This is a genomic window from Nocardia cyriacigeorgica (genome assembly GCF_029868385.1).
GTDB lineage: Bacteria > Actinomycetota > Actinomycetes > Mycobacteriales > Mycobacteriaceae > Nocardia > Nocardia cyriacigeorgica_F.
The window spans coordinates 26,850-48,119 of record NZ_JARWNX010000064.1 but is presented as its reverse complement, the minus strand read 5'-3'; the positions used below and the strand labels follow the sequence as shown (position 1 = coordinate 48,119).

General features: G+C 66.9%; 17 protein-coding genes and 1 pseudogene. 9 read left to right on the top strand and 9 right to left on the bottom strand.

Going from position 1 to position 21,270, the window contains the following annotated elements; translation table 11 throughout:
• The first annotated feature begins 173 nt into the window (after positions 1–173).
• Both QH168_RS25660 and hutH read left to right on the top strand, forming a co-directional pair.
• Positions 174–1,577, top strand: coding sequence for an amino acid permease (locus QH168_RS25660; RefSeq protein WP_280468414.1), 1,404 nt, complete (start codon positions 174–176; stop codon positions 1,575–1,577).
• 43 nt (positions 1,578–1,620) lie between these two features.
• The gene (gene hutH, locus QH168_RS25655; protein WP_280468914.1) at positions 1,621–3,201 is read left to right on the top strand and encodes a histidine ammonia-lyase; all 1,581 of its coding nucleotides are present in this window, start codon (positions 1,621–1,623) and stop codon (positions 3,199–3,201) included.
• Between the two features lie 94 nt (positions 3,202–3,295).
• Here hutH and QH168_RS25650 read toward each other — a convergent pair whose 3' ends face one another.
• The 3 genes from QH168_RS25650 to QH168_RS25640 all read right to left on the bottom strand — a co-directional run bounded on the left by QH168_RS25650 (position 3,296) and on the right by QH168_RS25640 (position 4,698).
• Entirely contained in the window at positions 3,296–3,703 is a 408-nt protein-coding gene (locus QH168_RS25650) for a type II toxin-antitoxin system VapC family toxin (RefSeq protein WP_280468412.1), read from the bottom strand.
• Complete coding sequence (locus QH168_RS25645; protein WP_194986026.1) at positions 3,696–3,947, bottom strand: type II toxin-antitoxin system Phd/YefM family antitoxin; 252 nt, start codon at positions 3,945–3,947, stop codon at positions 3,696–3,698. The genes QH168_RS25650 and QH168_RS25645 overlap by 8 nt, the downstream gene beginning before the upstream one ends.
• Positions 3,948–4,425: 478 nt before the next feature.
• On the bottom strand, positions 4,426–4,698 hold the full coding sequence (locus QH168_RS25640) for a hypothetical protein (RefSeq protein WP_280468410.1): 273 nt from the start codon (positions 4,696–4,698) through the stop codon (positions 4,426–4,428).
• Positions 4,699–4,866: 168 nt separating this feature from the next.
• Between QH168_RS25640 and QH168_RS25635 the strand changes: the two genes are divergently transcribed.
• Entirely contained in the window at positions 4,867–6,075 is a 1,209-nt protein-coding gene (locus QH168_RS25635) for a helix-turn-helix domain-containing protein (protein ID WP_280468408.1), read from the top strand.
• Positions 6,076–6,078: 3 nt separating this feature from the next.
• Here the strand turns inward: QH168_RS25635 and QH168_RS25630 are convergent, their stop codons facing one another.
• Positions 6,079–6,399 (bottom strand): putative quinol monooxygenase, encoded by a 321-nt coding sequence (locus QH168_RS25630; RefSeq protein ID WP_280468407.1) that lies wholly within the window; start codon positions 6,397–6,399, stop codon positions 6,079–6,081.
• Between the two features lie 174 nt (positions 6,400–6,573).
• Here QH168_RS25630 and QH168_RS25625 point away from each other — a divergent pair, with 174 nt between their 5' ends.
• Together QH168_RS25625 and QH168_RS25620 are read left to right on the top strand one after the other, a co-directional pair.
• Positions 6,574–7,191, top strand: coding sequence for a DUF5753 domain-containing protein (locus QH168_RS25625; protein ID WP_280468405.1), 618 nt, complete (start codon positions 6,574–6,576; stop codon positions 7,189–7,191).
• Positions 7,192–7,389: 198 nt separating this feature from the next.
• A complete protein-coding gene (locus tag QH168_RS25620) occupies positions 7,390–7,860 on the top strand; it encodes a hypothetical protein (protein ID WP_280468404.1) in 471 nt (156 codons plus the stop codon).
• 169 nt (positions 7,861–8,029) lie between these two features.
• Here the strand turns inward: QH168_RS25620 and QH168_RS25615 are convergent, their stop codons facing one another.
• Both QH168_RS25615 and hutU read right to left on the bottom strand, forming a co-directional pair.
• Entirely contained in the window at positions 8,030–8,728 is a 699-nt protein-coding gene (locus tag QH168_RS25615) for an ADP-ribosyltransferase (RefSeq protein WP_280468402.1), read from the bottom strand.
• A gap of 188 nt (positions 8,729–8,916) precedes the next feature.
• Positions 8,917–10,596 carry a urocanate hydratase gene (gene hutU, locus QH168_RS25610; RefSeq protein WP_280468400.1) on the bottom strand — a complete coding sequence of 560 codons (1,680 nt, stop codon included), beginning with the start codon at positions 10,594–10,596 and terminating at the stop codon, positions 8,917–8,919.
• A 184-nt stretch (positions 10,597–10,780) separates the two neighbouring features.
• Between hutU and QH168_RS25605 the strand changes: the two are divergent.
• Together QH168_RS25605 and hutC are read left to right on the top strand one after the other, a co-directional pair.
• Positions 10,781–14,128, top strand: a pseudogene (locus tag QH168_RS25605) (NAD-glutamate dehydrogenase domain-containing protein); the annotation flags it as partial.
• On the top strand, positions 14,125–14,937 hold the full coding sequence (hutC, locus tag QH168_RS25600) for a histidine utilization repressor (RefSeq protein WP_280468399.1): 813 nt from the start codon (positions 14,125–14,127) through the stop codon (positions 14,935–14,937). The pseudogene QH168_RS25605 and the gene hutC, both read left to right, overlap by 4 nt.
• 12 nt (positions 14,938–14,949) lie before the next feature.
• Here hutC and QH168_RS25595 read toward each other — a convergent pair whose 3' ends face one another.
• The 3 genes from QH168_RS25595 to QH168_RS25585 form a co-directional block, all read right to left on the bottom strand.
• A complete protein-coding gene (locus QH168_RS25595; protein WP_280468398.1) occupies positions 14,950–15,366 on the bottom strand; it encodes a very short patch repair endonuclease in 417 nt (138 codons plus the stop codon).
• Entirely contained in the window at positions 15,363–16,496 is a 1,134-nt protein-coding gene (locus QH168_RS25590; RefSeq protein WP_280468912.1) for a DNA cytosine methyltransferase, read from the bottom strand. The genes QH168_RS25595 and QH168_RS25590 overlap by 4 nt, the downstream gene beginning before the upstream one ends.
• Before the next feature lie 333 nt (positions 16,497–16,829).
• Positions 16,830–17,108: a putative quinol monooxygenase gene (locus QH168_RS25585; RefSeq protein ID WP_280468396.1), complete on the bottom strand. Its 279-nt coding sequence runs from the start codon at positions 17,106–17,108 to the stop codon at positions 16,830–16,832.
• Positions 17,109–17,284: 176 nt separating this feature from the next.
• Here QH168_RS25585 and QH168_RS25580 point away from each other — a divergent pair, with 176 nt between their 5' ends.
• Both QH168_RS25580 and QH168_RS25575 read left to right on the top strand, forming a co-directional pair.
• A complete protein-coding gene (locus QH168_RS25580; protein WP_280468394.1) occupies positions 17,285–19,102 on the top strand; it encodes an ABC transporter ATP-binding protein in 1,818 nt (605 codons plus the stop codon).
• A complete protein-coding gene (locus QH168_RS25575) occupies positions 19,099–21,255 on the top strand; it encodes an ABC transporter ATP-binding protein (protein WP_280468393.1) in 2,157 nt (718 codons plus the stop codon). The genes QH168_RS25580 and QH168_RS25575 overlap by 4 nt, the downstream gene beginning before the upstream one ends.
• Positions 21,256–21,270 lie beyond the last annotated feature (15 nt).

Sequence of the window (21,270 nt, the reverse complement as noted above, 5' to 3'; positions counted from 1 at the left end):
GCTGACATGGCGATTCGTCCGTTTCGGGCGCCGCGGGCGCGAGTCGCCCGATATGTGTGCGTTGACATTCCTGTATAGACAGGCTTATACATGTAGGGCCAATGTGACGGGACACACAACCGCGGTCCGAACGCATCGGTCGCTTTCCGCCTGAACGATCTCGGGAGAATGGTTTGAACAAGACCGCCGACGTGCTGACCCGTGGGCTCAACGCCAGGCACATACGTTTCATCGCGCTCGGATCGGCCATCGGGACCGGCCTGTTCTACGGCTCGGCCGAGGCGATCAACCGCGCCGGGCCCTCGGTGCTGCTGGCCTACCTCATCGGCGGCGCCGCGATCTACATCGTGCTGCGCGCCCTCGGCGAGATGGCCGTGAGCAATCCCGTCTCGGGCTCGTTCGGCGAGTACGCCAGCAAGCACCTCGGCCCGCTGGCCGGATTCATGACCGGCTGGACCTACACCTTCGAGATGATCATCGTCTGCCTCGCCGACGTCACCGCATTCGGCGTGTACATGGGGCTGTGGTTCCCCGATGTGCCCCGCTGGATCTGGGTGCTGTCGATCATCTTCTTCATCGGCGCGATCAACATGCTGCACGTCAAGGTGTTCGGCGAGGTCGAATTCTGGTTCAGCCTGGTCAAGATTGTCGCGATCGTGGCAATGATCGCGGGCGGCATCGCCATCCTGATCTTCGGTTTCGGCATGCACGACACCAGCACCGGGGTATCCAACCTGTGGGCCGACGGCGGCTTCTTCCCTGAAGGGTTCGGTGGTTTCGTCGCCTGCTTCGCGATCGTGATGTTCGCCTTCGGCGGCACCGAGATCATCGGTATCACCGCGGGCGAAGCCGAGAACCCCGAGCGCACCATCCCGCGCGCGATCAATACCGTGCCGGTGCGGATCATCCTGTTCTATGTGCTGACGCTGGCCGTCATCATGGCCATCAACCCGTGGCAGAGCATCAGCGGTGAGAGCAGCCCGTTCGTGCAGATCTTCCAGGGACTCGGCATCGGCCCGGCCGCGACGGTGCTCAATATCGTGGTGATCACCGCGGCGCTGTCGGCTATCAACAGCGATATCTTCGGCGCGGGCCGGATGATGTTCGGAATGGCCCAGCGCGGCCAGGCGCCCGCGGTGATGAAGCAGGTCTCCCGCAATGGCGTGCCCTGGATGACGGTGGTCATCATGACCGTCACGCTGCTGGTCGGTGTGCTCCTCAACTATCTGATCCCGGACAAGGTGTTCCTGGTCATCGCCTCGATCGCCACTTTCGCGACCATCTTCGTCTGGTTGATGATCCTGCTCTCGCACTACCGCTCGCGCCGCAAGATGAGCGCCGAGGAAGCCGCGGCGTTGAAGTTCCCGGTGCCGTTCTGGCCCTACGGGCAGCTGATCACCATCGGATTCCTGGTGTTCGTGATCGGCGTGATCGCCTTCGACACCGACAGCAGGGTCGCGCTGGTCGTCGGCGTCGGGTGGCTGGTGCTGCTGTTCATCGCCTATCGCTGGTGGGTTCGTCCGCAGCCCGAGCCGGACGACGTTCCGGTCGCCGCGCCGGTGACCGAGCGCGCCTGAGTTTGTCCTGATACCTCTTTCGGAACGGAGAACAATTGTGAGTATGGAGACCTTGCGCCGCACCGAGCGTGGAGCGACCGGAAATGCCGATCCCGTCGTCGTCGGGACCGGTCCGGTGGCGCCCGAGGACGTGGTGCGCGTCGCCAGGGGCGGCGCCCCGGTGCGGTTGTCCGAGGACGCGCTGGACGCGCTCGCGGAAAGCCGCAAGCGGATCGAGGCGCTGGCGGCGGACCCGAAGCCTGTCTATGGCGTATCGACCGGATTCGGCGCGCTCGCCGTCCGGCATATCCCGCTGGAGCTGCGTAAGCAGTTGCAGCGCAGTCTGGTCCGTTCGCATGCCGCTGGTTCCGGCCCCGAGGTGGAGCGGGAGGTGGTGCGCGCGTTGATGCTGCTGCGACTGTCCACTCTCGCCACCGGTCGCACCGGCGTCCGCCCGCAGGTGGCGCAGGTCTACGCCGATCTGCTGTCGGCGGGGATCACGCCGGTGGTGCACGAATACGGCAGCCTCGGTTGCTCCGGTGATCTCGCGCCGCTGTCGCATGTCGCGCTCGCGGTGATCGGCGAGGGCACCGTCCGCGATGCCGACGGTGAGCTGATGCCCGCCGCGCAAGCTCTGGCGGCGGCCGGTATCGAGCCGGTCGAGCTGGAGGAGAAAGAGGGCCTGGCCCTGATCAACGGCACCGACGGCATGCTCGGCATGCTGGTGCTGGCCTGCGACGATCTGCGCGAACTGCTCAAGCTCGCGGACGTCACCGCGTCGATGAGCGTGGAGGGCCTGCTCGGCACCGACAAGGTCTTCGCCGCCGACCTGCAAGCTCTGCGCCCCCAGCCCGGCCAGGCCATCGCCGCCGCGAATATGACTCGCCTGCTCGCGGATTCGGCCATTGTCGCCAGCCACGCGACCCCCGACTGCACCGTCGTCCAGGACGCCTACTCCCTGCGCTGCGCGCCCCAGGTCGCGGGCGGCGCCCGCGATACCCTCGCCCACGCCGAACGCGTCGCCGCCTGCGAACTCGCCAGCGCCGTCGACAACCCCGTCGTCACCCTCGACGGCCGCGTCGAATCCAACGGCAACTTCCACGGCGCCCCCGTCGCCTACGTCCTGGACTTCCTCGCCATCGTCGTAGCCGATGTGGCCAGCATCAGCGAACGCCGCACCGACCGCTTCCTCGACAAGGCCCGCAACCACGGCCTGCCGCCGTTCTTGGCCGACGATCCGGGCGTCGACAGCGGACACATGATCGCCCAGTACACCCAGGCGGCCATCGTTTCCGAACTCAAGCGCTTGGCTGCCCCCGCCAGCGTGGATTCGATCCCGTCCTCGGCGATGCAGGAAGACCACGTGTCCATGGGCTGGTCGGCCGCGCGGAAGCTTCGTCGGGCGCTCGACGGGCTGACCCGCGTCCTGGCCATCGAAGCGCTGACCGCAGCCCGCGCGCTCGACCTGCGCGCCCCGCTCGAACCGTCCCCGGCCACCGCTGCCGTGCGCGCGGTGCTGCGTGAGCACGTGGAAGGCCCCGGGGCCGACCGCCATCTCGCACCGGAGATCGAAAAGGCCGTGGAGCTCGCAGCTTCTGGTGCGCTGGTCGCCGGTGCGGAATCGGTGATCGGACAGCTGGACTGAGTTGGCGCCCGGTCTCGCCGGGAGAATTCGATGGCACCTGCCCTTCAGCGGCAGGTGCCATCGGTCAAGAACAGGGCCGAGCCTCCCCGGCCGCCTACACGGGGATCACGTTCAACAGCGGGCCCAGACCCTTGAAGTCATCGGGATTGCGTGTGTACAAGGGCAGGGCGTGCTGCACTGCCGTCGCAGCAATCTGGAGGTCGGCGACTCTTCCCCGGGGCTTACGTCCGATCTGCTCGACGAGGAATGCGAGCGACCCGTACACATGGGCGGTTTCGGCGTCGAAAACAAGCGGTTCGAACGATTGCACGACCCAACGGAACTGCAATTGACGCTCGGCTTGCCGGACCGGGTCTTTCGAAGAATGTATCCCGGCGGCAAGCTCAGCCAAGCTGATTGCGCTGATCGAGGCGTCGGCTTCCTCCGGAAGCGCTGACTGTACTTCGGCAAAATCGATGAGAACCGAAGTGTCGAGCAGGATGCTCTGGTCGGACTCACTCACGGTCGGGAAGCTCCTGGTCGAGCATCGCGTCCATATCGGCGCGCCATTCGGCGTAGTCGACGCGAGGCAGACGGGCGCTGGTGCGGGCGAGTTCGGCCACGGGAACAAAGGTCCGTCGGGTCAGCGGCCGGAGTTCAGCCACCGGCTTGCCGTTGCGGGTGATGGTGAAGCTTTCACCGGCTTCGACCGCAGCCAGGACTTTGCCGCTGTCATTGCGTAGATCGCGTTGCTGGATCTTCTTCATGCCTACAGCGTACGTGAGAATGCTACGTTGTGGGCAAAGTGCTACACGGGGGTGAAAGTTCCTCACTCATCCGCCTCCTGCCGCAGCTCCTCCAGCAACTCCTCGAGTGTTCGCCGTTCGCTCGGCATTCCGTACCCATCCAGCGTCGACCAGGTGCTGTCATCCCAGTGGACCCACCCGCATGGCTCATCCTCGGGGCCGGTCACCGCACATACCGCTCGGCGCGCTGATCCGGTGTGATTGCCCCGACCGCGACCGGCGTCCGGTAGGCGTCCCGCTTATGCGGCCTTTGCGGTTGCCCGGACCTTCACCTGCGAGTGCCCGCCAGGCATGTGGCCTCACTCGCCCTCCGCCCGTCGCAGGCTCTCCAGCATCTCCTCGAGCGTCCGCCGCTCGCTCGGTGTCCCATACCCGTCCAACTCCGACCAGGTCCCGTCATCCCACTGCACCCACCCGCACCGTTCCTCGCCGGGATCGGTCACCGCATGTACCGCTCGGCCCGCAAATCCGGCGTAATCGCCCCGACCGCAACCAGCGTCCGATACGCATCCCGCTTATGCGGGCAGTCTTCGATACTGCACCGCCTGTGCACCTGCATGAGCGCATGCGCCGTCTGCGCCGACATTCTCGGCGCCCGCGCGGTAATCGGCGGCTCGTCCTCCCCGAAGGTGTAGGGCAGCACGTAGATCAGGCCGAGTAGCAACACGGCTATCGAACCGGCCACGGCAAACGCGGCAATGTAGTCAGCCATCGAACCCCCTGCGGTAGTTGGTTGTTGGTGACCACCCGGCGCCGGGGAATGAGGGGCACGCACCCGGCGCCGAGGGCTGAGTGTGACAGTGCCTGAGCTTTCGGCCGCGAAGTACGAAGATTCTTCGTACTCTTGGCACGAGAGGCGACGTTGAATGGAGCCGTGACTATGAGCGAGTCTCGCGCCAGCGTGGCAGCGCGTGTAGCAGAGGCCCGGAAGTTGGCTGGGCTGACGCAGAAGCAGCTGGCCGACAAGTCGAATGTTTCGGTCGGCCTGCTTCGGTCGGTTGAGCAGAAACGGGTGTCGGCGACGCCGGGGTTCCTGGGAGCAGTGTCGAAGGCTCTGAATGTCAGCGTGACCGAACTGACCGGACAGCCGTACCCGCCTGCGCCAGGCCCCGATACCCAGGTGCACACCGCCATTTCGATCCTGCGCGCCGAGCTGGCCGCCCACGACATGGACAACACGCGTGTGACCGAGACGCGGCCGATGCAGGAGATGGCCGAATCGGTAGTAAAGGTGCGCCGATCTCGGCGTGCAGCGTCATTCCATCGGCTCGGTGAGTCGCTGCCGCCATTGCTCGGCGAGTTGCGGGCGGCGATACACCGCAGTCGCGGCAGCGAACGAGTCGAGGCTCAGACCTTGATGTGCGAGCTGTACTACTCCTGCCATAGCCTCGCGCACAAGCTCGGCTACATCGACCTCGCTGCGCTCGCGGTCGACCGGATGGCTTGGGCGGCAAGCGAAGCCGATCACGGTCTGTGGGTCGCGGCTGCACAGTTCCAGCGGGCGGCAGGGCTGACCGCAGGCGGCGACTGGGCGGCTGCGCTCGCCTACCTGGAACGCTGCCGCGCAAAGATAGAACCCCGACTCGGAATCGGCCGCCGAGACGACCTGATCGCATGGGGCGGACTGCACCTGCAATCCGGTCTCGCGGCGTCCAGGTCAGGGAAGCGGGATCTCGCAGATGCCCATCTGGCGGAAGCTCGCGCGACCGCGCTCCGGCTCGGCGACGACCGAGATCCCATTCTGTCGTTCGGGCCGACGAACGTCGGTATTTGGTCGGTAGCCCTTGCGGTCGAGGCGATGGATGGCACGGAAGCCCTCAACCGCGCCCGGTCCCTGGTCATCCCGACCGACGCACCCAAGGAACGCGCCGGCCACCATTACATCGACCTTTCACGAGCGCACTTGCTACACGGCGACAGACGCCGCTCGTTCGCCGCGTTGCAGATGGCGAAGGACATCGCTCCATCGCAGACCCGGTACAACCCGATGGTTCACGAGGCGGTGCGCGCTCTGGCTCGCGCCGAAGCTCGCACGGTCGATACCGTCCACGGGTTCGCAGTCTGGTGCGGGATCGCGGAACGGCTGTAGCCCTCAAGCACCAGCAATGCCCTTCGCAACTCCCGGAGTCAGGAACTCCACCCGGAAATCGGCGACGAACTCACCGCGTCTTTCGAGGAACCGCCGTGTATGTGGCTGCCGCTCATGCTCGTCGAACGCCGCCCGGTCGCGGTACACCTCGTAAAAGACCCGGGCGAGCGGCTCACCCTCGACGAGATGCGTGGCGTAGACCAGCGTCCCCGGCTCGTGCTCAGCGATATCCCGCACGGTCTCCGCGACGAGCTGGTCGAAAGCGGCGGCCTTCGCCGAATCCTGAAGCTCGAACTTCACAACGAGTGCAAACACCAGCCCCACTGTAGTAAGCGGATGCCCCCCGGCCGACTCATTCGGGCCGGCACGTGACAGGAGATCCGCGCTGCGGCATGCTGGCCGCGTCGAGCCCGGTCCCGCCCATCATTTGAAGAGGTAACGCTGTTGCGCGTCGCTGACACCGGAGCCGCAGGTGAAGAGCCCGATCTCCTGGCTACATTGTCGGCAGTCGACTCCGCCTATGTGGAGCACCGGCGCGAGTCCCGGGCCGGGATGAAGCGAGTTCTCGGTGCACATACACCGCAGCGATACCGGGCCACCAAGGTCTTCCGCATCTACGAGCACAATGTGATTCCCGGGATGTTCCAGACTGCGGACTACGCACGGGCAATGCTCGAGTTCTGGGTCCGGTTCCTGAATACCCCGAATGACATCGATGAGGCCGTATCGATCCGGATGGAGCGTCAGCAGATCGTGCAGCGCGGCGGCCGCCGGTTCGTCGTTGTCCTCGAAGAGCAGGCGCTGCGCACCTGGTTCGGATCCGCCGAGGTGCAGGCCGGGCAGTTCGGCCGCCTACTGGAAGTAATGGCCTTGCCGCAGGTCTCCCTCGGCATCATCCCGCTGATGCGCGAACGCGGCGGAGTGGGCAGCACCGGGTTCTGGATCTTCGACGACGACCTGGTCGCTCTCGAAACTCCGTCCGCGAGCATCCAGGTAACGCAGCCCGCCGAGATCAACCTCTACGCCCGCATGTTCGAGGAGTTGAAGCGGTCCGCTCTCTACGGTCGCGAAGCCAGGCAGCTGATCGTGTCAGTTCTCGACGAACTCGACCGATAGCGCTCAGCAACAATGGGACCCGGTGATCGATAGCGCCCGATAGCCGCCGACAACAGTAGCGTCGGCGCGAGTGGCACATTGCGGTGGGAAACGCCGAGAAGCGCCCGCGTCATGTGCCACTCGCGTGTCAGCTGCGAAGCAGCTGTTCTACTGGTTGGCGATGTGTCATCCGGTTTGTCGATACGGGAAGGAACGCTGTTGCGCATCGCTGTCACCGGCCACATGAACATCACCTTGAACACGGCGAAGCTGGTCTACGACCGGATCGTGCAGGAGTTGAACGGGCACGAGAACTTGGTCGGCGTGAGCTGCGTCGCCCGGGGTGCGGACTCGGTGTTCGCGCAGGCGGTGTTGGATTGTGGCGGGCAGCTCGAGGTGGTGTTGCCTTCGCGCAACTATCGGGAGCGCAAGGTGAAGCCTGACCATGCCGAGTTGTTCGACCGCCTGCTGGCCAGTGCCGCGTCCGTCCACGCCATGGACTTCGATGACGCAGGCCGCGACGCCTACGAAGCCGCCAACGCCCAACTGATACTCGGAGCCGATCGGCTGATAGCAGTGTGGGACGGGCAGGTCAGCGAACGCGGTGGCACCGGAACCGTCGTAGACCTCGCCCGCAATGCAGGCATTCCCGTCGAGATCGTCTGGCCCGAGGGTGCCCAGCGCAACTGACCAGGCGGGTGGCCTCAGGCTGCCGCAGGTGGTCAGCGGCTGGCATGGGTGTGTCGGGTGTGAAATGCCGCTGGCCCGACGCGTCGCCCTCGCCGGCGGGTCACCTTCCGTGACGCGCTTCTACGCGGTTCCAGGGGTGCACCTGCGCCTGGCACCAAAACGGCGGTTCCTACTTTCCGCGCGAGGTGGTCTCGCGGGGTGGGAGCTTCTTGCCGAGGAGCTTCTCGGCTTGGCGGCGCCGTGCCTCGACCTGCTTCGGGGACAGTTTCACCTCGACGGCCTGCAACGTTTCCCGCGTCAATGCACTCATCGCTAGCCCTCCACAACAATCGCCTGAATACGCCACATGCTCCCAGCCGACACCAACCACGAAGTAGGTGCGCGCGTCGATGACCAGGACCTCACGTTCGTCAGGGATCTCCGCCAGCTCCCCCAGCCGTAAGGCCGGGGTGCCCGCAGGGACAAGCAGGTCAAGGATCACAGGGTCGACATGGCGACGTGATCGAGGAGGGTTCGCCGCTCCGCTCGCAGACAAGAAGCCACGATGTGTGAACTCCCGATAGATCAGTGCGCGTGCCGAATCATCGTCGGCGATGCCGAAAATATGCGCCCCTGTTTCACGAGTGACGCGAACCATCGCCGGGAGTGGGTATTTCATCAGAGCCGATCTGATGGTGTCGATGAGCTGGGCAAGGGTGGGCGTCATCGGGATTTGCTCCCAGAGAGCTCTATTGATCCGCTCGAACCCGTTCAGAGCGTATGACTGGATTGCGTCACGTTCGCTGGAAGACAGTAGGTCCAGGTTCTGGCCGGCGAGCGCAGCCTCGGCAAGGGGAACCCCATCGAACAGGTCGTTCTCGTCGGTCACGCTCGGGATTCTGTCCGATCGGGCAAATTACGAGCGAGGCAGTCCCTTTCGCTACGCGGCAGTACTCTCGCCGTCGCAAGCAACGTCGCTGAGACCGAACGCACGACGACCTCGGAGCTGCCCCTCACGCAGCTCCGAGGTCATCGCAATCGTCGGCGCGCCGGCAGTTGGCCGCCGCACCGTTCAGATCAGCTCTCCTGCATCGGAATCCGGACTCCGCGCTCCCGCGCGATCTCGGCGGCGTGCTCGTAGCCGGCGTCGACGTGCCGGATCACACCCATGCCGGGATCGTTGGTCAGCACCCGCTCCAACTTCTGCGCCGCGAGCTCGGTGCCATCGGCGATGCACACCTGACCGGCGTGGATGGAACGGCCCATCCCGACGCCACCACCGTGGTGGATGGACACCCACGACGCGCCGGACGCCGTGTTGAGCAGGGCGTTCAGCAGCGGCCAGTCGGCGATGGCGTCGGAACCGTCTGCCATGGCTTCGGTTTCGCGGTACGGAGACGCCACTGAACCGGAGTCGAGGTGGTCGCGGCCGATGGCGACAGGGGCGGAAAGCTCACCGGAAGCGACCATTTCGTTGAACTTCAGGCCCGCGCGGTGGCGTTCGCCGTAGCCGAGCCAGCAGATGCGCGCGGGCAGGCCCTCGAACTGCACCTTTTCGCCCGCCATGGTGATCCAGCGCTTGAGGTGCTCGTTTTCCGGGAACAGCTCGAGGATCGCCTTATCGGTGGCGGCGATGTCCTTCGGGTCGCCGGAGAGCGCGGCCCAGCGGAACGGGCCGAGCCCCTCTTCGAACAGCGGGCGGATGTAGGCGGGCACGAATCCGGGGAATTCGAAGGCGCGGCCGTAGCCGCCCTTGCGGGCCTCGTCGCGGATGGAGTTGCCGTAGTCGAAGACCTCCGCGCCCTTGTCCATGAAACCGACCATGGCTTCGACGTGCTTGGCCATCGAGGACTGGGCTTCGGTGGTGAACCAGCCCGGATCCTTGTCGGCGAGTGTGTGCCAGTCCTCGAGCGCGACGCCGATGGGCAGATAGGACAGCGGATCGTGGGCCGAGGTCTGGTCGGTGACGATATCGATGGGCGCGTCCATCTCGAGCAGCTGCGGGAAGATTTCGGCGGCATTGCCGACCAGGCCGATGGACAGCGGTCGCCGCTCATCGCGCATCTTGGTGGCGAGGTCGAGCGCTTCCTGCACGGTGTCGACCTTGGTGTCGAGGTAGCCGTGGTCGATGCGGCGGTCGATACGGGCCGGATCGCAGTCGACGCAGATCGCGACGCCGTCGTTCATGGTGACGGCCAGCGGCTGCGCGCCGCCCATGCCGCCCATGCCCGCGGTGAGGGTGATGGTGCCGGCCAGCGTGCCGCCGAAACGTTTGCGGGCCACAGCGCCGAAGGTTTCGTAGGTGCCCTGGAGGATGCCCTGGCTGCCGATGTAGATCCAGGAACCGGCAGTCATCTGGCCGTACATGATCAGGCCGAGCTGTTCGAGCTTGCGGAACTCTTCCCAGTTGGCCCAGTCGCCGACCAGGTTGGAGTTGGCCAGCAGCACGCGCGGCGCCCACTCGTTGGTGCGGAACACGCCGACCGGCTTACCGGACTGCACCAGCAGCGTCTCGTCGGATTCCAGCGTCTTCAGCGTGCGCACGATCGCGTCGAATGCCTCCCAGCTGCGGACGGCGCGGCCGGTGCCGCCGTAGACGACGAGGTCGTCGGGGCGTTCGGCGACCTCGGGGTCGAGATTGTTCATCAGCATCCGCAGCGCGCCCTCTTGCTGCCAGCCCCGTGTGCTGAGCTGGCTGCCATGGTCGGCGGCGACGGGGCGCGGGCCGGATTGCGGCGCGGTGGAGGCGTCGGTCATGGGGTTCTCTCCTCGGAATGACGAATGTGTGCCCGGTCACTGAAAATCAGGATTTACGTGTATAGTCCTGTATATACAACCACCTGTCAAGCGTCCTCGGTGGAAGCGATGGCTTTTCCGCTCGGAAGGTAGTGACATGAAGGCAACGTCCACGGCTCCGGTACGCGATTCGAATGCGGGGGTGCGGCACGAGCGGTCCGGCGGCGACTGGGATGCGCGCTTCCTCGCCACCCCGATCGCTCGCAACCTGGCCGACCACTATGTGTCGGCCATATCAGAAGGCTATAAGCAGGACGTCGATCCGGGTAGTGCACCGAACGACATCGGCCGACTGGAGCGCCTGGGCCCCGACACCATCGATCTGCGGCTGGAACGGATGGCCGCAGCCCCGGACCAGTGGCGGCTGACCCTGTACCTCGGCGGCCGATCGGCCTCGCTGAGCGAGGTGCTGCCGATCCTGCAAAGCCTCGGCGTCGAGGTGCTCGATGAGCGGCCGTATGTCATCGACAACACCAGCGCGCTCGCCTGCCGGATCTACCGGTTCTCGCTGCGCTACCCCGAGCGCGTACTGCCCGCCCACCTGGACGTCACCGACTTCGCCCGCCGCTTCACCGACACCTGCGCCGCCATCTGGCACGGCCGAGCGGAGGCCGACCGATTCAACGAGCTGGTGCCCCGCGCCGGACTGGATCATCGGCAGGTCACCGTGCTGCGCGCCTACGCGAACTACCTGCGGCAGGGCGAATTCCCGTACAGCCGCGCCCATATCGCGAGCGTGCTGGCCGAACATCCGGGAATCACCCGTGGCCTGGTGGAGCTGTTCGAGGCCCGGTTCGACCCCGACGCATCGGATTCGACCGCCGATTCGCTGCTGGAAGTACTGGAAGACGGCATCGCCGCCGTGCCCGGCCTGGACGCCGATCGCATTCTGCGTGGATACCTCAGCGTCATCCGGGCGACCTTGCGCACCAACCACTATGTGCACCCGGACCCCGATGAATGGACCTGCCTGACCTTCAAATTCGATCCGCGCCGGATTCCCGAGCTGCCGTTCCCGCGGCCCCGCTTCGAGATCTACGCGTACTCGCCGCGAGTCGAGGGTGTGCACATGCGGTTCGGTGCCGTCGCGCGCGGTGGGCTGCGCTGGTCGGATCGTAAGGAGGATTTCCGCACCGAGGTACTGGGCCTGGCGAAGGCGCAGGCGGTGAAGAACGCCGTCATCGTCCCCGCGGGTGCCAAGGGCGGTTTCGTGGTGAAGCGGCCGCCCGCGCCCACCGCCGATCGGGAAGCCGTTCGGGCCGAGGGGATCCAGTGCTACCGCTCGTTCATCGCTGGCCTGCTCGACCTCACCGACAATATGGACCTGACCACCGGCGAGACGATCGCGCCACCACGGGTCCGCCGCCACGACGGCGATGACACCTACCTGGTGGTTGCCGCCGACAAGGGCACCGCGACCTTCTCCGATATCGCCAACGACGTCGCGGCCCGCTACGGATTCTGGCTCGGCGACGCCTTCGCTTCCGGCGGCTCGGTCGGCTACGACCACAAGGCGCTCGGTATCACCGCGCGTGGCGCGTGGGAGAGCGTGAAACGGCACTTCCGTGAGGTGGGTGTGGATCCACGATCCGAGGATTTCACCGTGGTCGGCATCGGCGATATGAGCGGCGACGTCTTCGGCAACGGGATGCTCTCCTCCCGGCATATCCGGCTGGTCGCAGCGTTCGACCACCGCCACATCTTCCTCGATCCGAACCCCGATCCGGCGCTTTCCTTCGCCGAACGCAGCCGTCTGTTCGCGATACCGCGCTCCAGCTGGGCGGATTACGCGCCCGAGCTGATCAGCGCGGGCGGCGGGGTCTGGGAACGCAGCAGTAAGGCCGTGCCGATCAGCGCGCAGGTGCGCGCCGCGCTCGGCTTGCCGGAGGAGGTCGTACGGATGACGCCGCCCGAGCTGGTGCGCGCGATCCTGCGGGCGCCGGTCGATCTGCTGTGGAACGGCGGCATCGGCACCTACGTCAAAGCGACCACCGAAACCCACCTCGATGTCGGCGACAAGAACAACGACGCCGTGCGGGTCGACGGCGCCGAGGTGCGGGCCCGGATCGTCGGCGAGGGTGGCAATCTCGGCTTCACCCAGCGCGGCCGGATCGAATACGCGCAGGCGGGCGGCCGGATCAATACCGACGCACTGGACAATTCGGCGGGTGTCGACTGCTCCGACCACGAGGTCAATATCAAGATCCTGCTCGACGCGCTGGTCGGCTCCGGCAGGCTCGACACCGCCGGACGCAATGACCTGCTGGCCGCGATGGCCTCCGAAGTGTCGCGGCTCGTCTTGTCCGACAACAAGTCCCAGAACCAGCTCATGGGTACGAGCCGCGCCAGGGCGGCAGCGTCGATCGCGGTGCACGGCAGGCTCATCGACCACCTCGAGGCGACCACCGGCCTGGACCGCGATTTGGAGGTGCTGCCGAGCAAGAAGGAGATCACCGCCCGGCGACGCAGCGGCGCAGCGCTCACCTCGCCCGAACTGGCCACCCTGCTCGCGCACGTCAAGCTCGGGCTACAGGCCGATCTGCTGGCCGGTGACCTCCCCGACAGCCCGGCATTCGCCGACGACCTCGCCCGCTATTTCCCGCGACAACTGCGCGCGGAATACGGCGATGTCATCGCCGACCATCCGCTGCGCCGCGAGATCGTGGCAACGGTATTGACCAACGACGTCGTCGACAACGGCGGCATCACCTACGCCTACCGGCTCACCGAGGAGTCCGGCGCCAGCAACGCCGACGCCGTGCGCGCATTCGCCGTCGTCGCGGCGGTTTTCGACCTGCCAGCCCTGTGGCGCGATATCCGGGGTAGCGGGCTGAGCGCCGAACTCACCGACGAGCTGATCGTGCTCAGCCGCCGTCTGCTCGACCGCGCGTCGCGATGGATGCTCACCCAGCGTCCGCAACCGCTGGCCGTCGGCGCCGAGATCCGGCGGTTCCGCACCCAGATCGCCGCATTGACACCGCATATCGCGGGGTGGCTGTCCGGTAGCGACGCGGCCGCGCTGCACGCGCGCACCACAGCGTTGGTCGACCGTGGCGTACCCGAGGAGCTGGCCGCGCGAGTGTCGTTGCTGCTGGACCGGTTCGCGCTACTCGATATCGTCGAGGTCGCCGAGATCTCCGGCCGCCCGGCCGCATCGGTCGCCGAGGTCTACTACCTGCTCGGTGAACGGCTCGGTGTGGTGGCGCAGCTGGTCGCGGTATCGCGGCTGGAACGTGGCACCAAATGGAACGCGCTCGCGCGAGTCGCACTGCGCGACGAGCTGTACGCCACGATCCGCGCCCTCTGCCAGGACGTACTCGCCGATGGCGATCCGGCCGAACCCGCCGAGGACATCATCGGCGAGTGGGAGCACCGCAGCGCGGCCCGGCTCGACCGTACGCAACGTATCCTCGGGGCAATCTCGGAATCGGGCGACCGGGATCTGGCGGCCCTGTCGGTCGCGACCAGACAGCTACGGGCGCTGGCGCGATGACAAGGGCCGGTGCGAAGCCCCGTGAGGCGAGGGAACGGATATCGGTGGTGGCGATCGAAGTAGTCGACACGGAGTTGGCCGCGCTCTACGGCGGACTTGGCACCGAGTCCGCCGCGTATGAACGCGTCAAGCAGCTGATCGTGTCGCAGATCAAGGGCGGCCGGTGGCAGGAGGGCGATCAGATCCCCTCGGAGAACCAGCTGGTGAACGCGCTCGGCCTGTCCCGGATGACGATCAACCGCGCCCTGCGCGATCTCACCGCCGACGGTGTGCTGAACCGGGTGATGGGTGTCGGCACCTTCGTCGCCCCCACCAAGACGGCCTCACCGCTGTTCGAGGTGAAGAACATCGCCGATGAGATCTCCCAGCGCGGACACCGCCACCGCACCGAGGTCGTGTTCGTTCGGGCCGAGGAGGCCGAAGCCGGACATCCGGTGCTCGGTAACGACCTGGGCGGCAAGGTCTTTCATTCGCTGATCGTGCACTTCGAAGATGATGTGCCGATCCAGGTGGAGGACCGCTACGTCAACCCGGCCGAGGCGCCGCAATACCTCGATCAGGACTTCACCGTGCTGACCCCGAACACCTACCTGAGCGAGGCGGCACCGCTCGAACGCGGCGAACACGTTGTCGAGGCGGTCCTGGCCAGCGCCGAGGAATGCCGCCTGCTCGGCATCCCGCGTTCCGAACCCTGCCTGCTCATCCGCCGCCGCACCTGGTCGCGCAGCGGGCTGGTGAGCTCGGCACGGTTGATTCATCCGGGGTCGCGGAATCGGCTGGAGGGCAGTTTCGGGGGCGGGCAGGGCTGAGTCGGCCGACGATCAATCCTGGCGCAGCGCGGCCGAGATCCGATCGGCCGATTCCACCGGGTCCTCGTGCTCCCAGACCCTGATGACCTGCCAGCCCGCCGCGGCGAGGTCGGCGTCGGTGGCACGATCGCGTGCGACGTTCGCGGCGAGTTTCTCGGCCCACCATTGCGCGTTGTTCTTCGGGTGGGTCGCGTGCTGCGGGCAGCTGTGCCAGAAACATCCGTCGACGTAGACCGCGACACGCAGGCGCGGAAAGACCACATCGGCGCGGCGACGTTGGCCGGGGATCGGCGCACGATCGACGAAGTAGCGCAGTCCGCGCCGGTGCAGCTCTCGGCGCAGGGCCAGTTCGGGTTCGGTGCCCGCGCGACGCTGACGGGACATGCGCGCGCTGGTCGCGGCGTCCGTCGGCGGGCGCTGCCCGTTCATGCCGCCCAGCCGCCCATGCGGTCGAGGTGCGCTTCCATATCGTCCAGAAAACCCGGCGGGAACCGCAGATTGCCCATCGTGGTGCGGCGCAGGAATCCGGCGGTGGCGCGGGCGGAGAGCAGGCGGGATTCAGTGAGGAAATTCTTCAGATCCTCGTACGGTTCGTGCACCGGCCAGGTGGAGACCGGGACCTGGAAGGCGCGACCAGCGCGGCCCCACGCCGCCACCGGCCACGGCTGACCAGGTGGTAGCGGGACGTCGCCGGGGAGCGGTTCGAGCGGTGCCGCGAGCCGAGCGCCCACCCAGGACGCCATCCGGACACTGACGGCGTTACCGACCAGCTTCCAGCGGTGGCCCTGCCGGATACCAGGAACCTCGGTGGCGGGCGCGGTCCAATCGGGGTCGAAACCTTGCAGCATTTCCCCATCGACGATGCCGGGCGTGACGATCTCCCCTGAAGGCAACCGAACGGCCGGTGGGCTGGCGATACCGAGACCCGAGCCGCCCTTGAGCGTCGGCACCGCATTCACCGCCCAACCCAGCCCGCGCACACCTTCGGTCCAATAGAAACCGCACGGATCGCTGTGTACGTCACCGACCGTGCGCGGGCCCGCGTCCTCACCGAACAACACCCCGCGCGGGTCCTCCGTGCGCGACGCCAGCATGAGCACCCGATTGCGCCGCTGCGGCAGGCCGAACGCGCGCGCGTCGACCACCCGGTAGGCCCAGGTGTAGCCGAGTTCCTCGAGCGCGGCGGTGATATGCCGCATGGCCGCGCCACGGCCGAGTTGCAGCATGAACGGAACGTTCTCGATCAACAGCCAGCGCGGCCCGCGTTTACGCCGCACCAGCCGGAAAACCTCGTCCACCAGGCCGGATCTATCGCCGGTGATCCCCGCCGTCCGGCCCGCCTGTGACAGGTCCTGGCAGGGAAAGCCCGCCGCGACCAGTTCCGTTCCGGCCGGAATCGCACGCAGCCGGGTGATATCGGCCTGCAACGGAATGTCCGGGAACCGCGCCGCCAGCACGCCCTGCGCACCGGGATCGATCTCGCACAGTAACTCGGTCTGCCAGCCGTGCCCGGCCAACCCGAGTTCGAGCCCGCCGATCCCGGCGAACAGCCCGACCATCCGCGCGCCCGTCAACGAACATCCTCTCCTCAGCGGCTGCCCGCGCACCCGTGAAACCCGAGTGGAACGTTACTGTGTTTGATATGCGGCGCCTGCGGCACCGCGTGTTCGCGGCCCCTTGGTGTCTCGCGTCTCCGCTGCCGCTGCTTGCCTTCGGCTTGCGCAGCGGCAGCGGAGACGCGAGACGGGCCGCGAACTGTGGGGCTCGGTCTCGCTTCGCTCGACAATTCAGGTCGGACCGGCCGGTGTGTTCGGTGGGTGATAGGTGACGCCGAAGTTCGGCTGTTCCACGCGATAGCGGACCTGCCGTGCCGGGCTACGGCGGCTCGGGACTCAGAGTGGGACTTCGTTCGTGCAGTCGAATTCCCGCACGTCGGCGGAGGTGATGTGGACGTCGAGATCGCCTGAGGTGCCCTCACCGCGGAACACTTCTACGGCGGCGCGGTTGGTCCAGCGTTCGTAGACGTTGACCCGGTCCGGTTCCACCAGATCGGCGCCGAGGGTGAAATCCAGGCAGCCGGGTGCCTCCCTGGCCAGCTCGACGACTTCGCGGCACGCCTCGAGATAGCGGTCGCGTTCGGTGACTCGAAGATATCCGGCGACGATCAGCACACCCGGAGTCTAAGTCCGAGCGACGGTGCGGCAGGAAGAAAATCGGTTGGCTGTTCGTTTCCCTGATGCCAGGCTGAATGAACCCGTTTGTTGTCATACCCCGCTGCGATGATCGAAGGCGTCGCCGGAACAGGGGTGCGGATCGCCGGTGACATCGCTGAACCGAAGGGGGAGATTTGTCCGTCACTGTGGACGTGCCTTCCGTCGAAGCGGAGGCCGACAGATCACAGCCGTCGGCGCCTGCGCGCGGACGGTTGACCTCGCTGCGCCGGTTCTGGCCGTACCTGCGGCCGTACCGATTCGAACTCATCGCGGCCACGGCGCTGTCGGTGGCCGCGATGCTCACCGCCGTCTTCACACCACTGGTGATCGCGCGGATCGTCGACGGACCGATCGCGCGCGGCGATCTCGGCGGCATCGTCGTGCCGGTGCTCGTCGTACTCGCGCTCGGTGTGATCGAGGCGGTGGGAGTGTGGGGCAGGCGCTGGTTGCTCGCCAAGCCCGCCACCCAATTCGAGATCACCATGCGGGCCAAGATCTTTCGTGAACTCCAAGCCTTGGCGATCGGCCGCCACGATTCCTGGGAGTCGGGCCAGCTGCTCTCCCGCGCCGTCGACGATCTGGCCACCGTGCGCCGATTCATCGGGTTCGCCGGCCCGGTGCTGGTGATCCATGCCGTCGTGATCCCGGTCGGATTGGCTGTGCTGATCGCGATGAGCTGGCAGATCGGGCTGATCTTCATCGCCGCCGCGCTACCGCTGGCGATCATCTGCACTCGCTTCGTGCGCCGCTACGGTGTGGCCTCACGGCGCTCGCAGGATCAATCGGGCGATCTGGCCACCACCGCCGAGGAATCCGCGCAGGGTATCCGGGTGCTCAAGGCCTTCGGGCGCGGCAGCTACTTCGGCGGCCATTTCACCGCGCAGGCCCGCGAACTCCAGCGCACCGAGATGTACAAGGTGCGCCTCGACGCCACGCTGTGGTCGGCGATGGTGGTGCTGTCGGAATCGATCCTGGTGTTCGCGCTCGGATTCGGCGCCTACGCGGTGGCCAGCGGCACGATGACGCTCGGCGCCGTGGTCGGCGCGATCACCCTGGCGACCTTTCTGCAATGGCCGATCATCTGGACCGGCTTCCTGCTCGCCGAACTGAACGACGCTGGCACCGCCGCCGACCGCTACTGGGAGATCATCGACACCCCGGTCGACATCACCGATCCGGCCGATCCGGTGCCGCTACCGGAGCGCGTCATCGGTGAACTACGCCTGGACGGAGTGCGTTTCGCCTTTCCGGAGGCCGAAGATGATGTGCTGCGTGATGTTTCGCTGGTGATCCGTCCGGGGGAGACCGTGGCACTGGTCGGTGCCACCGGTAGCGGTAAAACCGCCCTGCTCAACCTGATTCCGCGCCTCTACGACGTCACCGGCGGCGCTGTCACCATCGACGGCATCGATATCGCTGATCTGCGGGTGCGCGATCTGCGCTCGCTGGTCGCCGTCGCATTCGAGGAGCCGGTGCTGTTCTCGGCGAGCGTGCGCGAGAACGTCGCGCTCGGCGATCCCGATGCCTCCGACGAAGATGTGCACCGGGCGCTGGAGATCGCACAGGCCACGGATTTCGTATCGAACCTGCCGTGGGGTCTCGATACCAGGATCGGGGAGCAGGGGCTGAGCCTGTCCGGCGGACAACGTCAACGACTGGCGCTGGCCCGCGCGGTGCTCACCAGGGCCGGTCGGGAAAAACGCGCCCGGATCGTCGTGCTGGACGATCCGCTGTCCGCGCTCGATGTGCAGACCGAGGAGAAGGTGCAGGAACAACTGCGCACCGCGCTCGCGGGCGCCACCACCCTCCTGGTCGCACACCGCCCCTCGACCGCCGCACTCGCCGACCGCGTCGCCCTGCTGGCCGACGGCCGCATCGTCGCCGAGGGCACCCACGACCGATTGCTGCGCACCAGCAGCCGCTACCGCGAACTGATGGGAGGTGAACGATGAGCACCGGCACTGATCTCGAGCCTGGACCGGCCGACGATCCGGCGGGCTCGGCACGTGTCGGGCCCTCGCCGGATCATGTCGGCGTGCGACCGGCCGTGGCATCGGATTCGAACTCGCATGAGCGCCCTGCACGGGACCGGACCGCCGACGGGGTGGCGGGTGGCGCCGGTTCGGATACCGCTGTGGCGGTGCGGGACCGGGCCGAAGAAGCCGCCGATTGGCGCGGTATCGCCAGCGAGGACAAAGAGGTCACCGAGACCGGGAACCTGGTGCTCGCGGCGCGGTCGCGGCGGCTGCTGGCCGAACTGGTTCGCCCATACCGCAAGCTCGCGGCGCTGGCTCTCGCCATCATCGTGGTCGACAACGCCGCGACCGTCGCGGGACCGCTGTTCGTGGCCTACGGGCTCGACCGTGGCATCGCCGAAGGGCGGCTCGGCAACTGGGTGCCGCTGATGTGGGCGGTCGGCGGATACTTCGGCGCCGCGCTGCTCGGCGGGCTCACCACGTTCTGGTTCGTTCGAGTCGCGGGCAGGCTGAGCCAGAACGTGCTGTTCGATCTGCGGGTGCGGGCGTTCGCCCATGTCCAGAGCCTCGACGTCGAATTCCATGAGAAATACACCTCCGGCAAGGTCGTCGCCCGATTGACCGGCGATATCGAGACGCTGCAAGAACTGCTGGAGGGCGCGCTCAACGAGGCGTTGAGCGCCATCCTGTCGGTGCTCACCATCGCGGTGCTGCTGGTGTACCTGGACCTGACGTTGGCGGCGGTGGTCTTCGCCGGTTTCGTGCCGCTGTTCCTGGTCACCCGGTGGGCTCAGCGCAGGCAGCGCGCCGGATACCGCCGTACGCGTGGCGCCATCGCCAAAGTGGTGGTGCAGTTCGTGGAATCCATGGGCGGTATGCGCGCGGTGCAGGCCTTCCGCCGCGAGGAACGCAACCAATCGGTGCTCGCCGTCGAGGACGCGGCCTACCGCGACGCCAATGTCACCGCGGTGCGTGGGATGGGCGAATACGCGGGTCTCACCCGGCTGCTCGGCAACCTCACCACCGTCGTGGTGATCATTGTCGGCGCCTGGCAGGTCATCGAGGGCAATCTCGCCGTCGGCGTACTCGCCGCCTACCTGCTGTACCTGAAGAATTTCTACGGCCCCCTCGACGAGCTGGCACAGGTCTTCAACTCCTACCAGTCCGCGGCCGCCGCGCTGGAGAAGATCTCCGGCGTACTGGAGGAACAGCCATCGGTCGCCGAACCCACCGAACCGGTACCGCTGGGCAAGGTCGCGGGTGCGATGCGATTGGACCGGGTGTGGTTCGACTACGCGGCCCGGCCCGGCGCGGGCGAATCGGGTGCCGCCGGATCGGGGACAGCTGCGATCGGCCCGAGCGCCACTGACCGGGAGTTGGGCGACAGCGCACAGACCTTCGATCGGGTGGCAGGCGGTGCGTCCGGCCTCGGGTCACCGCGCGGTCCGGTGCTACCCGAGCTGACCCTCGATATCCCGGCCGGTCAGGTCGTGGCGCTGGTCGGGCCCACCGGGGCGGGCAAGTCCACGCTGGCCAAGCTGCTCACCCGCTTCTACGACCCGTCCGGCGGCGCGGTGACGCTGGACGGCATCGATCTGCGGCGGATCACCGACGCCGATCTGCGCCGTCACATCGTCATGGTCACCCAGGAGGCATATCTGTTCTCCGGTTCGGTCGCCGACAACATCCGGTTGGGCAGGCCAGAGGCCACCGACGCCGAGGTGCACGACGCGGCGCGTGCGGTGGGGCTCTACGAGTTCGTCATGGCGCTGCCCGAGGGATTCGACACCGATGTGCGCAGGCGCGGCGGCAGACTCTCGGCCGGACAGCGGCAGCTGGTGGCGTTCGCGCGGGTGTTCCTGGCCGATCCGGCGGTGATCGTGCTGGACGAGGCCACCTCGAGCCTGGACATCCCCAGCGAACGGCTGGTGCAGGACGCCTTGGAGACCGTGCTGCGCGACCGCACCGCGGTGATCATCGCGCACCGTCTGTCCACGGTCGCCATCGCCGACCGGGTGCTGGTGCTGGAGTCGGGCCGCATCGTCGAGGACGGCGCACCCAGCGAGCTGATCGCGGGCAATGGGCGCTTCGCCGGCCTGCACGCGGCATGGCGCGAGTCACTGGTGTGATGCGGTCATGACGCC